We start from the raw sequence: 13581 nt of genomic DNA, 5'->3' as shown, positions 1-13581 counted from the left end.
ATTTCTATTCGGTTAGTAACTTGAAGCTATTCTAGAATTAGGTATTTTAGACTATACACAATTAGAAGTTTCGAGGGCTTTTCGTATAATAATAAGGAGGGCAAAAAATCTAATAAAATCCCCTATAGTAAGTAGTGATACAAAGGTATTTCACTACTAGCTTACATCCATTCAACCGTTCATCACTTCAGCTACTTTACTCTATTATAGTTATATATAACTAAAAATCAATATTTATTCTTACTTTTATGAAAAATAAAGAGCACAAAGAATCAATGTGCGCGTCTTTCATTTAGGAATATAGATTTTGAAGGATTGAATCAACGCTTTAATCCGGCAGCTGTCGCCTTTCTCCAAGAAGTCTTTACTTTCCTTCTCACACAAAAACTTTGTGCGACACAATTCCTCTCTTCAGATATCCTTTCAGCTTTCGAACCTATTCGGATTTTAGATACGACGGTGTTTCAACTGCCTGACTCCTTCACCATTGATTATCAAGGCTCTGGAGGGAGTCGTAACATAGTACCGATTTATTATTTTCAGGAAATAGTTTATCCCCTTAAAAAGACGAAATGAAATGATTATAAACATTACGGGATTGTTCATTAAGCCATTTCATTTAAGGTATATTCTCTTTTTTAAACAGACAGAAAATCCTCATCTCCTTTTTAAATGGAAATGAGGACTTCTTTTTAATAGAAAAGGATGATTTTTTTCATAAAGCAACTAACCAAATTAATCCTTTAATTATATTTTAAATTTATTAATTTCTTCTTGCACTGTCATTGCACCTTCACTTAACGATTTAGCTACAGCATTGATTTCTTGAATCGTTGCTGTTTGTTCTTCTACGGCTGCAGCAATCATTTCGGATTGTTCTGCGGCGGTAGTTGCAGCAGAAGCCATTTCATTTACTGAAGCGGCAACTTCTTCAGTACTTGCCGAAATTTCTTCAGTAGAAGCTGAAACATCTTCAATTTGAGAAGTAATTTCTTGAATGGCCTTCATAATAGTATCAAATGATACTTGGGCATTTTGGATAAAGGTAACACCTTCTTCGACATTTTGCACAGTGACACTCACTGCCTTTTCAACTGCATTTGTTTCTTGTTGAATAGATGTTGTTAGATCAACAATTTGATGAGCAGAAGCCTTTGATTCTTCTGCAAGCTTCCGAACTTCATCGGCAACGACTGCAAAACCTTTTCCATGCTCACCAGCACGTGCCGCTTCAATAGCTGCATTAAGGGCAAGAAGATTTGTTTGCTCCGTAATATCTGTAATAACTTTTATAATTTTTTCTATCTCTGTTGATTGTGCACTTAACTGTTTAATTCGCTCATTTGTCTCATGAGAAGATTGTTGAATAACAGCCATTTGGTTTTCTGCGGTCTGTAATGTTTTTCCGCCTTCATTGGCAATCACTTGTGTGTCTAATGCTTTTGAATTAAGTAGCTGTGTTGCTTCTGCAATTCGTTGTACACCATGGGCAGTTTCATCCATTGCGGTCGCACTTTCTCGTCCCGTTATAGCTGATTGATTAGCACCCTCTGATGTTACCTCTATTCGATTGGCTACTTCATTGGATGAGATAGCTACTTGATCTGTACTGGCTGCTAATTGTTCAGCAGCGGCCGTTGTCTGCTCTACATTTGCGGCAACATTATTAATAATTGAATGTAATCTCCTTTTCATTTCATTAAATGAATCAGCTAATACTCCAATTTCATCGTTTGTTTTCACATTTATATCTTCTCCGCTTAAATCACCCTCAGCAATAACTTTTGCAGTAGCATTTAGTTTATTAATAGGTACAGTAATTAAACGAGTAATAAATACTGAAATGAGAAGAGCAAGAATTGTGGTTACGATAGCAATACCTAAAATGATCAGTGAACTATTATTTGCAATTTTAGTTGCTTCCGTGTTCGCCTTTTCCATCAGTTCCTTTTGGTAAACAGAAATTTTATTCACTGCAAGTTGAATACCTTCGTTTGCAGGACGCACCAAGACTTGTATTTTTTCAATTGAAGCTTGAACATCTTCTTTGTCATATGTATTGATAATATCTTGCGCACCTTGATTAAATTTTGCTTGGTTTTCTTTTATACTTTGAAGTTGTTTTTGCATTTCAGGATTTTTTATTATTTTTTCTAATTCTGCAGTTTTTTCTTCGATTAGTTCTTCCTGTTTTTCCAGGTTTTTAATTGTTTCATCACTTGGATCAAGTATGTAAGAACGAATGTAAAGACCTTGTAAAGAAGATGCGTTTAATATTGCATCGACTTGTAAAAGTTTATAGACTCTGTCTTCTATAGTAAATGAATACTTGTTATTAACACTTTTTAATTGAACAAATGCAATGGTAGAACTAAGTAATAGAAATAAAATAATACTACCAAACCCTAAGTAAATTTTCTTTTTAATTGACATAAATCTAAACCTCCCATATTTTGAAACACCTTTCTTTTAAAAAAGTATATTAGAATAATAATTAAATAATGCATTAACCTTTTAAAATTCATCTGGTTATATGAAAATATCCATATGTTAAAGCATGTCTTTTGTTCCTCTCGATCTTCTATAAAAGCCAGTAATCTCACCCATAAAGCCATATTATGCAAATCTAAAACGATTTAAACAGTTCAATCAAATAGCTTAATAATAAAGGTAATGCAGGAATCGCCCTTCTTACAGTAACGAATCTTCCTTGGTATGTCCATAACTTAATCAAATGTTCTTCCGACTTTTTAAACTTGTCATACTCAGAGTCATTATTTAATGAATTAACCTAATTGAATAATTTAGAGTTCACTTTTTATATACAATAAGTCATCTAGGTCAATGGTGAATTTTACAAAATCCTCTCAATTATTGTACTAAATCAATAAAATAATGTGGGGAATTATACATATAACAAGTTAAATCATACGTAAAAGAATTAATATATAATAAATAGTTTTATAATAAATATTGTTCCGTTCTAAATCTAACTATACTGTCCCATTTTTCTTCAAAATTACAGAATGCCTTTTTAATTATTCAACCCTCTTGATTCTATTCATTCTTCGAAATTCGAAAGACAAACAAATTGCTTTTATTGTCTTTGGAAAAATGCTATTTGTTTAGTGAACTCTAAGGACCACTTGGCTTAACTTGGATTTATCTAATGCTAGGACTATTAACATTCGAAATTATGTTAACGCTTGTAGTAAAATTAATTACATGATTATCCTAAATTTAAAAAAATGAGGTAAAAAAGATGTCTACTACACTAGTATCTTCTAAATTAACTATTCCTCTCAATACACCTGATTTGATTGAGCGCAAGCAATTGTTTGATCTTTTACAGAACCAAACTTATAAAAAAGTGACGGTTCTCCGTGCACCAGCAGGTTATGGGAAAACGACTGTTCTAAGTAGTTGGTTCAAATCTAAGAAGGGCACGGTGGCTTGGCTTTCACTTGATGCTGCTGATAATGATCCGATTCGTTTTTGGACGTACGCTGTGCATGCCGTTGCAAAAGCCTATCAATGCCCTATCGATCAAGTACTTGCACCGCTTTTACACACCCAAGACCTAGCTACACTGGAATTTTTTATCAATTCATTTTTAGAGGAGCTCCATGCTTTAGCAAAACCGATTCAAATTGTATTAGATGATTATCATGTAATCGATAATCCGGTAATTCATCAACTTATGACACAATTTATCGAGTACTTACCTGTAGAGATACACGTCTATCTAACGACTCGAACAACCCTAGCCCTCCCTATTGCTAAGTGGCGAGTGAAACAATGGCTACAAGAATTCGATGCGGATCATTTACGCTTTACGTTCCAAGAAACGAAGCAATTTTTTTCTTGCAAACAGGTAACACCACTCAATCAACAATTTTTACAACAAATGTTGGACAAAACGGAAGGATGGGTAGCTGGCCTATTATTAACACGCTTGGCAAATGAACACCAAGTTGACTTATACGATCATATCGCACAACCGTTTATTTCTGAATTTTTATGGCAAGAAATCATTCAAAACCTTCCGACAACAACGCAAAAATTTCTTATAAAGACCTCCCTACTGCACGAGCTAGAACCAGCGATATGTGACCAACTAACAAAGCAGTCAAATAGTCTTGAACTGTTGGAAAGTTTAGAAGCAAAAGGTCTATTTATTATTCGTCTCCAAACAAAAAAGCCTGTTTTTCGCTACCATCATTTGTTTGCCGAAGCTTTACAAGTAGAACTAAATAAACAGTATTCCGTGCAGCAAGTACAGACTATTGTCCAAGAAGTCTCACATGCTATTTACAATCAAGGAAATTATCATTCTGCCATTGAACTTGCACTTAAATATGAACAATATAATCAAGCTGCTTTATGGATTGCAGAACATCTTGTCCAGCTATACGCTTCTGGGCAAACGACAACATTCATGCGCTGGTTGCATCAACTTCGAAGTGCTCATTATACCGTTTCGTATGAAATGCTTGTTATCGGCTTCCTAACTTCTATAACAACAATGGACACAAAAATAGCTACTTCTCTAATGGAAGAGCTTGAACTGCGACAGCATGTAGAACAATGGATGGCGCAAGAAGAGCATGCTGCTATGGCCTATATATATGAAAGTGCAAAGGCGTATGCCATTGTCGCTTCCGGCGGAAATTTACAATTAGTAGAAGAGATTATGCGCAATTTGCTTGCGAATGGTCCTGCTCCTTCTCGCTGGGATAATGTTCCGATTCCCTATAATATTTTTGAATATAAGATTTCACGTACAAGTATTGGCTCTAAAGGAAAACTGCAACTGTTTGAAGAAGGCGAAGCTGTTAGCAAACTTTTTCGAGAAACAACATTACAAACTGCAAATGTGACAGCATTTAGTTATGGGGTTGCTGCTGAATCTTTATATGAGCGAAGTTTTATAGAAGCTGCCCAAAAAGAGTTGGAAATCGCCATTGCATTAGGTCATCAACATCAAGACCCAGGTTTATATATCCCTATGTATTTACTTAAAGCGAAAATATACGCTCATCAGCAACAGTCAAATACAGCCCGTATCATGTTGTCTCAGGTGTTAGAAGATGTTTCAGAAAAACATTGGCAAACGTCGATTCAAATTATGCAAGCCTATTGTTTTATCGTCGAGGGAGATAGCCAAAACGCAGAGATGCTCTTACTAGCAACAAAAACAAAGCAACCATTTTGGCAGCTCGTTTATGCTCGTTTATTGTTATTAAAGGACACACCTCAGGATGCACTACCAGTAATCATTCAAGTTAAAACAAAGGCACAGCAAGATGATCAAGTTGCAACGATGATAGAAGCAACAGTACTAGAAGTTATTTGTCAGCATCGTTTAGGAAACACTGCTATTGCATTAGATATTTTACATAAAGTATTGCAATGGGCCGCTAAATACTACTATGTTCGGACATTGGCAGATGAAAAAGAGCTACTCCCCCTTCTGGAGCAATATTTTCAATTAGATTCATTGGCAGCTAAGTGGAATCCTTACCCAGACTATTATTTACATTATTTACAAAGCTGTACAACCAATGTAGTTCGTCATGAAGTGTTGACACCGCGTGAAAAAGAGGTATTTGATCTGTTAGCCAAGGGTGTAACCAATCGTGAAATTGCAAACATGCTAAATCTATCGGCTGGTACTATTCGCGTTTATTTATCTACTATTTATCAAAAACTAGGTGTAAAATCCCGTTCACAAGCTATTCTCCTTGCCAAAAAGTAACAAAAAGCAACTAACAGCTCTTGAAAGCTGGTAGTTGCTCTTTTTTGTCAACTTATAGACGACACGCAAAGGACGCATAATTCATGAATGCACGTCATAAAAAAGAACTGTTCCACTTTGAGAACAGTTCTGAATATATTATTTTTGAATAAACATTTGAGACCAATAGTTGCCGTCTTTCACAAAGCCAACTCCGATATGTGTATAGCTTTTGTTTAAAATATTTGCACGGTGTCCTTCACTATTCATCCACGCATTTACGACTTCAGAAGCTGATTTTTGACCTTTGGCGATATTTTCTCCAGCTGCTTTATACGTAATGCCAAATTTCTTCATCATTGCAAATGGTGAACCATACGTTGGGCTAGTATGGTCAAAGTAATTTTTATCATGCATATCTTGAGATTTATATTTTGCTACTCGTGATAGCTCCCAATCTTCTTTTAATGCTGGCAGACCTGCTTTCGCTCGTTCTGCATTGACAAGTTTCACTACTTCTTGCTCTACAGAAGCTTGTTCATTTGTTGGAATATTAATTTTTTGACCTATATTTATTTGATCTGGGTTTGCCAGTTGAGGGTTTGCATCTATTAATTCTTGTACACCTGTTTGTGTTTTTACAGCAATTTTCCAAAGAGAATCGCCTGCTACTACTGTATATGAGTCAGCGGCCATTGCGCTAATTGGTACCAATAAGGATAGTGATAATACGGATGCCATCGCTACTTTTTTTACTTTTCTAAACATGTAAATCATTCCTTCCTGTTTTGCTCTATATTTATGGTAAATAGATTAGTGAAATAATGCATCACTAAATATTTGGAAGGATTTTTACAGTTGTATGACATTTGAAATAATTGACGAATAGATTACGAGTTTATCAGTGTTTATTCTCAACTTGTCAGTAATAAAATTGAAATATAGTTGTAACAGGAATATATTACTACAAGATTTTAAACAGCAAAGGCACCATTCCAGTCATAAACTTCATGATAAATGGAAAACTTCCCGCCCACATTAAATTGTTTGAGTGACTGGCACTATATTCAGAATTGTTTGGGTGACTGGCACTAAACAGTCATACATAAAGGTTGCCATAGAGATAATTGTAATAAGTGGGATGCTACTATAGAAATAGAATGCGACGGCTGCAAATAATGTTCCAATCATTTTGCACACTGCAATAGACATAGATTGACCTGCCAGACTCCCCCTTGCAAAAAACAAGCCGATAAATAACCCTGACATCATTAAGTTTTGTATAAACGCAGCATATATCCCTTGCATATCATGAAGCTCATGCGAGAGTGCCAAAATAACTAAAAAGCTTGTTGCCAATGTAAAAAGGAAAGATGTATAAAAAAGTGTGGTAGACATAGTATTTTTAAATTCTTTGCGCCCATATATTAAATACTGCCACATAATTACAAGGTCAAGGACAAACCAACTAAACGTAATGATTCTTTGAAAATCATTGTGTGGATATATAAACGTAAAGATAAACTCCCATGAAATATTGGCACAAATTGCAACCATTGGCATACCATATTGCTCATCCTGAAAACCACGTTTTATAATAAATATGTATGTCACTATCCAAAACAGACCCATGCCTATTTGACAAATTAAGAGAAAGTAGTCTTGATTCATAAACACACTCCTTTTTACTTGAATGTTGGTAATGTAACCTCTACTTTGCTACTGTATGATAAGGTATGAATCTATTATGTCTGTTTAAAGAAAGTCCGTTTTTTATAAGTAAACACAGTGAGGTCAAATAGCCTGTAACACCAGATACATATTGCATAAGCTATACATTGGCAATCTAATCCGATATAGTTAAACGGGGTGATAATATGAAAACTAAATTTTATTACAACAATAAGCAATTCATAGCAGGAACTACCTTAAAGGACGATTTGGAACTTGAACAAAATAATATGGCACTACATGTCTGCACAAATACTGAGGATGTGTTAAGCAATCGAAAGAAATTAGCAGCTTCGTTGCAATGTGATATCAATGATTTTATATGTACTCAACAAACACACAGTGCTAATTTTTATCGTGCAACTGTAGCAGATAAAGGTTTAGGCGCGCTGAGGCAAGATACAGCCATTGCCAATACCGATGCACTCTATACATTTGACCAAGATGTAATGCTTTGTACTTTTACTGCTGATTGTGTACCTGTTATTTTTTATAATGAACGTAGTGGTGTCATCGGTGTCATTCATTCTGGCTGGCAAGGAACAGTCAAGGAAGTGACATTGAAACTTTTCCGTCATTTAATAGAACAAGAGCACTGTAATCCACAGGATTTCCATGTTCAAATTGGCATGGCACTTAGCCAGCAAAAATTTGAGGTTGATGGTGATGTCTATGAACAATTTAATCGTCTAGGCTATGCCGATAATTTTATGTATTTCAATGCTGACACAAACAAGTATCACATTGATAATCAGCAAACTGTGAAAAAGCAATGTGAAATTGCCGGCATTCCGTCACAACAAATTACGATTGATCAAACATGTACGTATCTTAGTGAAGAAGGTTTCTCCTACCGCCAAGACAAAACATGTGGCCTACATGTAAGCTTTATTATGCGAAAATCATTCTAAAAAAAAGGCAATTTATCACTTTTTCAAATGATAAATTGCCTTTTTATAGCTTTCAAGTCCAGTAGTGTTAATAGCGGGACTTTCTTCAATTGAGCTTTCGGCAAATGATAAATACTTGTGTCTTGCTTATCCTCTTTGAAAACACAAGTCAAAATAATCTTCGCTTTGGAAATCAAATTATCTCATCTTTTGTTCCTTCCAAAATATAAAATATATAAAGTAAAAGTCGCAAATAAGAATAAAATAATGGTTGTCGCTCTAGGAAAATAACCATTTTGGACTTGATTAAAAATTTCTATTAATGAAAAAGATAATACGCCAAATATGATAAGTATTACTAAAATAAAATGTATCGCTTTTTTATTTTTCATGAAACCCGTACATTGGAAAAATCATCGTATTTTCCAAATCTCCAATTCCGTTCTGGTCCAGGGATTTTTTTATAGGCGTCTAACGTTTTATTAGTAAGAATTAAATATTCAACAGATGCAACTATTACAGAAATGCCTAGTATGCTTTTTAAATATTTTCTCAAAAAATTTGTGACATTAGCAACTGTAGGCTTTTTAATTGATTTAAATGCCTGATCTAGTAATCACATTTCTTGTAAATTGATCAAAGTACTTATTGTATGTGTTAACTGTTTTTTCATTGGATAGTTCTCTTGCTTTTCCCCCTCCATTACTATGTTTAGAATATGAATAATTAAACCCACTCGCTCTTGCTGTCACCCATTCACCTGGTGCACTTGACGTATATACTGTTTTATCATTCTTAATTTCGTTCACAGGCGAAACATGCACAGATGTTTTTGAATACATCTGTTTACTTAATAAATTTTTCTGGCTTACAAAACTATCATCTTTATTCATATCAATAATTGTTATGAAATTTTCGACAAGTTCTTTAGCTACATTATCTATTTTATATTTATTAGTAGTTACAGCTTCATTTTCAATTTGCTCCTCATATAAAAAAAGGTCCCCATTTTCTAATGTTTTATAAGCTACTTCGTTATCCGTAAATTTAATAATTTCCAATATAACAAAACTATCATCTTCCAATTCTTCTGAAAGAGGTATAGCAAATGACTTAGCTGGTACAAAAGTTAATGTAACTGTAGTGATTAATACAACTGTAGTTATGTAAATTATTGAGTTTCTAGCAAAAAAGTAAAATGTTTTTTTCATAGTACCATTTTCCTTCCCTTTCTTAGAAAATATTCAATAAATATTTTTTGAATAATCAGTTTTTTATTTATAAAATAATATACACTCTTTAGTTTTTCAACAATTTTGTATGTTTTTCTTCAATTCTTTTCAAACCCTTTAAACAGCAATTTACTGTATTTATAAATCAACCACATTAAAACTGGCTATGGGTTAAAAAATAAAGGCAATTTATCACTTTTTCAAATGATAAATTGCCTTTTTATAACTTTCAAGTCCAGTTGTGTTGATGATAGCTGTGAACATATACCTGTCAATAGTGGCACTTTCTTTACTGAATCAGTTTATTTTAATGTCCCTGTACTAATGATGGATGTTTTCACCTGTACATCAATTGCTACTTTACTAATAATCTCCCGCTTTTTTTCAGTTGTCCATTTTCCGCGATGGTACATTCGGAAATATTCACTAAGACCACTTGGATCTACTTGCCATTCATTGAGTTTATCTAAAAACTTTTTAATATCTTGCTCCAACTCTTTATTCACGTCTTTTTCTAAATCCGCTAAACTTTCTATAGTAAATAAATCATTTTCTCGTGCACCTTTATATTCACTTAATGTTCCTTTGATTGTTAATGCTATCTTGAGTTTAGGTGAATGCATATTTTTATTACTCTCAATATGCACATCATTTTCCACTAAGTCAATCAATAACTTTTCTTTGCCATGTCCTTGCTCCATTTTAATATCTAATGGCGCAAGATTTTTTCTTCCTTGGATTGCCTGAATAATGAGTGCCTCATTCGGCGTGATCAATTCAATCATCTGGTTACCTTTAAATACAGAAATCCCTTTTATTTCGATTTTATCACTATTTTTATCAATAAACGGTATAGTAGGATCAAATACCGGATTCGAAATGGTATACATAAAATCATGGATGTTCGTATTAGGATTAAATGCTGTATTAATGCTAGGTTGCAATAAATCGTTTAAATAGAAATTAATATTCGGTTTATCGGGATAATTATATTTCAGCATTTCCTCTCCTTTTTCCTTCACAATGGCGATAAGTACTTTATTACCAACTTCGGCATTTCGGTATAAATGCTGAAGCACTTTTCGAATATTGCCTTGACGTGCGAACTCTTCATTAAACAACACAACGCGTAACTGATTAAAAACAATTTTTTTGTCTGAAAGTTTTTCTATTTCCACAATGCCATTTGAAACAAGTTCCGTAGTCACAGAAAAAGTTTGCGTACTACGTTGCGCTTCAGGTGAATATTGAGGAATGGCGACGGTTAATTTCATACTATCCTTATCAATATAATCAAATGCGATAATGCCCACCATTCCGACGTCTTCAAGCGGAACTTTTACTTCTTTTTCCGTACAGGCGGCTAAAACGAATAGTTGGATACAAAGAGTTACATAAAGAAGTTTTCTGCTCATACTTGCACCTGCTTCTTTTTTCGAAGTACATAAACCATCATTAATAATACTGGCCAAAGAATTAACATATAGCCAACATAATTGGCACTTGTAAATAATTTATCTTGAAATTCTCTGGAAGATGGCATTTTTACAACAAAGAAAATAATCGCAACTAAGATGTACAAATAAACATTACTTTTTTTAGATACTAAAGTCTCTACCCCTTTTTTGCACACCATAAATAGGCGTTACCACGGTCGATAAAATTAAAAAACCCATAATGTAATGCCAAAAATATCAATTCTCTCAATAAACGAAAACTCTCCAGCTTTAAACAAGTTTAGTACTGAAAATTCCACATATTCTAGCTGCCATTCAGAATAATACATAACACTAATCGCTGTCGTAATAAAACAAAGTAAGATACTAATCCAAATGCCAATTAACGAATGACGGAATGCTTTTTTGATCGACAATGTAGGGAAAATAAAACATGACTAATTCATAACCTAGAACGGATAAATACCCTCTTTTAATGCCTCATAAAAGTCATTTACACTAAAAAAATTAAATAGAGGTAAAAAGTGACTCATATCGCCCTTTTCAAATGCCCAATGTGTAAAATATAGAAAACCTATCGTTAGAAAAAAGGTCATGATACAAAAACGGGCAATTGATTTAATGCCTCCACTGACAATATAAATAAGCAATAATAAAAAACAAAAAACACGTAATAGTTTGCTCTTGAAGAGCAGTACTTTGAATTAGATGCATATAATTACTAATAATACCTGCAATAAAAACGAGAAATTGAATAACGAAAAAAAGATTGATACATTTCCCTAACCATTTACCTAGTAGGATTTCATTGATACGAAATAGGTTGTCATTTGGAAATTTAGAATTAATCCAAATCATTGGGTACAGTGTAACACTTGCAATCACACCAAAAATCAATGGCATCAATGCTTGGCTATAGCCTAAAGAACTAAGTTGCTGAGGCAGGGAGAGAATACCAGTACCAATCATGACGCTTTGTGCTAAAAACACAACATGATATGCATTTAATAACTTTTTCTTGCTCTTACCTGTACTCAACTAAAACCACCTCAAATGCTACAAAAGCTGTTATTTTTTTTGTGCTCTAGAAATACCCTTCTTGGTTTTTAAATATTTTGTTGGAAATCGAATAATACTATCGAATAAATCACTGGCATTACGAGGAACAACCGGTGACATATACGGTGTTCCTAATGAATTTAATCGTAATAAATGAGCAAATAGCCATGCAAATGCTAGCATTAATCCGTATAACCCAAACAGACCAGCAGACAAAATAAAAATATAACGAATAAATCTACTTGTATTACTCAATAAAAAGATCGGTGGTAGAAATGACAGTAAGGCAGATGTCGCAACCAATACAATTAGAATATTACTAAGCAATCCCGCTTCAACAGCTGCTGTACCGATCACGATACCTCCAACGATACCAATCGTTTGACCGACTTTAGCAGGCATTCGCGAACCTGCTTCACGCAGCACTTCAATAATTAATTCAATAAACAATACTTCTATTAGTGGCGGAAATGGAACTTTACTTCTGGATTCCTGAAGATTTAACAAAAGCTCATAAGGTAATACTTCAGGATGAAATGTTAAAGCAGAGATATACATCGGCGTAATCATAATGGTTAGGAAAAAGCCAAAAAATCGAAGCATTCGTAATAATGAGGCTGTTGTCCAACGGTTATAATAATCTTCGACTGAAACAAACATTTCAAAAAAGGATGTAGGACAAACAATCGCAGCCTGACTATTATCCATAAAAATCACGATTCTTCCATCAATAAGATACTGACTAACACTATCTGGTCGTACGCTCATATAATGCTGCGGGAAAGGAGATAACGGATTATCTTCAATCAGTTGCTTGAGCTCTGATATATCTGTAAAAAAAGGGAATTGTATTTGATTGATTCGCTCTCGTAGCGTGTCTAAATTTTCTTTATTTACGATATTGTCTATATATAAAATTGAAATTTTAATATTGGTTTCTGTTCCTACAGTGCGTGTTTCATTTTTTAACATTGGATTTTGAATCCGTCTTTTTACTAATGAAATATTGGTCTCTAATGATTCAGTAAAAGCATCTTGTGGTCCAATAACTGTTGACTCTGTTTCCGTATTTGTTATCGAACGTGTAGGGGCACTATAGGTGTCAATCACTCGTAGTTGCGCTGTTTTATGGAAAAACAATAAGGTTTGGCCTGCATCTAATTTTTGCAAAATCAAATCCACATCGTCTAATTCTACTGCATCAGATACTTGAAAAATTTGATTAACATGGTTCGCTAACGGTATGAAAACCATCGATTGTAATGTCATTTTCTCGATAAGAGAAGAGAAATAGATAATTGTCGCATCCCCTGCATCAGTAACCATCTCTTTTATAACGACATCATCAATTTCTTGAACCTTGTCCTTTATCTGGTCAATTACTTGCTGTTCTCTTTCTTCCATGCCATTTCAACCCCTTTAAACGCCCGTATGTATCATGAACACAACATATTTCTTTATGTAGCTTATCCCTT

The 13581-nt window shown here is 34.0% G+C and carries 10 protein-coding genes and 2 pseudogenes; 3 read left to right on the top strand and 9 right to left on the bottom strand.

Annotation, left to right across the window (positions count from 1 at the left end):
• Positions 1-309: 309 nt before the first annotated feature.
• Positions 310-519: pseudogene (locus tag LO754_RS07580) on the top strand (IS4 family transposase); the annotation flags it as partial.
• Positions 520-747: 228 nt separating this feature from the next.
• On the opposite strand, the gene LO754_RS07575 reads toward LO754_RS07580, so the two are convergent.
• Entirely contained in the window at positions 748-2433 is a 1686-nt protein-coding gene (locus tag LO754_RS07575) for a methyl-accepting chemotaxis protein (protein WP_231785928.1), read from the bottom strand.
• 829 nt (positions 2434-3262) lie between these two features.
• Here LO754_RS07575 and LO754_RS23625 point away from each other — a divergent pair.
• Positions 3263-5758, top strand: a complete 2496-nt coding sequence (locus tag LO754_RS23625) for a winged helix-turn-helix domain-containing protein (protein WP_305068883.1) — start codon at positions 3263-3265, stop codon at positions 5756-5758.
• Between the two features lie 138 nt (positions 5759-5896).
• Here the strand turns inward: LO754_RS23625 and LO754_RS07560 are convergent, their stop codons facing one another.
• Both LO754_RS07560 and LO754_RS07555 read right to left on the bottom strand, forming a co-directional pair.
• The gene (locus LO754_RS07560; protein WP_025219101.1) at positions 5897-6505 is read right to left on the bottom strand and encodes a CAP domain-containing protein; all 609 of its coding nucleotides are present in this window, start codon (positions 6503-6505) and stop codon (positions 5897-5899) included.
• A gap of 270 nt (positions 6506-6775) precedes the next feature.
• Positions 6776-7408, bottom strand: a complete 633-nt coding sequence (locus tag LO754_RS07555) for a transmembrane-type terpene cyclase (RefSeq protein WP_024364226.1) — start codon at positions 7406-7408, stop codon at positions 6776-6778.
• 206 nt (positions 7409-7614) lie between these two features.
• On the opposite strand from LO754_RS07555, the gene pgeF reads away from it, so the two are divergent.
• Positions 7615-8379: a peptidoglycan editing factor PgeF gene (pgeF, locus tag LO754_RS07550; RefSeq protein WP_231785927.1), complete on the top strand. Its 765-nt coding sequence runs from the start codon at positions 7615-7617 to the stop codon at positions 8377-8379.
• A 575-nt stretch (positions 8380-8954) separates the two neighbouring features.
• Here pgeF and LO754_RS07545 read toward each other — a convergent pair.
• From LO754_RS07545 to LO754_RS07525, 6 genes and pseudogenes are all read right to left on the bottom strand, one after another.
• Positions 8955-9569 carry a hypothetical protein gene (locus LO754_RS07545; protein ID WP_231785926.1) on the bottom strand — a complete coding sequence of 205 codons (615 nt, stop codon included), beginning with the start codon at positions 9567-9569 and terminating at the stop codon, positions 8955-8957.
• Positions 9570-9892: 323 nt separating this feature from the next.
• A complete protein-coding gene (locus tag LO754_RS07540) occupies positions 9893-11005 on the bottom strand; it encodes a Ger(x)C family spore germination protein (protein ID WP_231785925.1) in 1113 nt (370 codons plus the stop codon).
• Positions 11002-11172, bottom strand: a complete 171-nt coding sequence (locus LO754_RS07535) for a hypothetical protein (RefSeq protein ID WP_231785924.1) — start codon at positions 11170-11172, stop codon at positions 11002-11004. The genes LO754_RS07540 and LO754_RS07535 overlap by 4 nt, the downstream gene beginning before the upstream one ends.
• A gap of 81 nt (positions 11173-11253) precedes the next feature.
• Positions 11254-11697: pseudogene (locus LO754_RS23700) on the bottom strand (GerAB/ArcD/ProY family transporter).
• Positions 11666-12085, bottom strand: a complete 420-nt coding sequence (locus tag LO754_RS07530) for a GerAB/ArcD/ProY family transporter (protein ID WP_231785923.1) — start codon at positions 12083-12085, stop codon at positions 11666-11668. The pseudogene LO754_RS23700 and the gene LO754_RS07530 overlap by 32 nt, the downstream one beginning before the upstream one ends.
• 30 nt (positions 12086-12115) lie before the next feature.
• The gene (locus LO754_RS07525) at positions 12116-13510 is read right to left on the bottom strand and encodes a spore germination protein (protein WP_024364231.1); all 1395 of its coding nucleotides are present in this window, start codon (positions 13508-13510) and stop codon (positions 12116-12118) included.
• Positions 13511-13581: the final 71 nt, after the last annotated feature.

It is taken from the genome of Lysinibacillus sp. GJ-1 (genome assembly GCF_021166035.1).
GTDB classification, from domain to species: Bacteria; Bacillota; Bacilli; order Bacillales_A; family Planococcaceae; genus Lysinibacillus; species Lysinibacillus sphaericus.
The sequence above is the reverse complement of the archived record's forward strand: the minus strand, read 5'-3'. Positions and strand labels throughout refer to the sequence as shown.

Coding starts and splice junctions, on each gene's coding strand:
- LO754_RS07575 (WP_231785928.1), bottom strand. CDS start 2,433: ATGTCAATTAAAAAGAAAATTTACTTAGGGTTTGGTAGTATTATTTTA.
- LO754_RS23625 (WP_305068883.1), top strand. CDS start 3,263: ATGTCTACTACACTAGTATCTTCTAAATTAACTATTCCTCTCAATACA.
- LO754_RS07560 (WP_025219101.1), bottom strand. CDS start 6,505: ATGTTTAGAAAAGTAAAAAAAGTAGCGATGGCATCCGTATTATCACTA.
- LO754_RS07555 (WP_024364226.1), bottom strand. CDS start 7,408: ATGAATCAAGACTACTTTCTCTTAATTTGTCAAATAGGCATGGGTCTG.
- pgeF (WP_231785927.1), top strand. CDS start 7,615: ATGAAAACTAAATTTTATTACAACAATAAGCAATTCATAGCAGGAACT.
- LO754_RS07545 (WP_231785926.1), bottom strand. CDS start 9,569: ATGAAAAAAACATTTTACTTTTTTGCTAGAAACTCAATAATTTACATA.
- LO754_RS07540 (WP_231785925.1), bottom strand. CDS start 11,005: ATGAGCAGAAAACTTCTTTATGTAACTCTTTGTATCCAACTATTCGTT.
- LO754_RS07525 (WP_024364231.1), bottom strand. CDS start 13,510: ATGGAAGAAAGAGAACAGCAAGTAATTGACCAGATAAAGGACAAGGTT.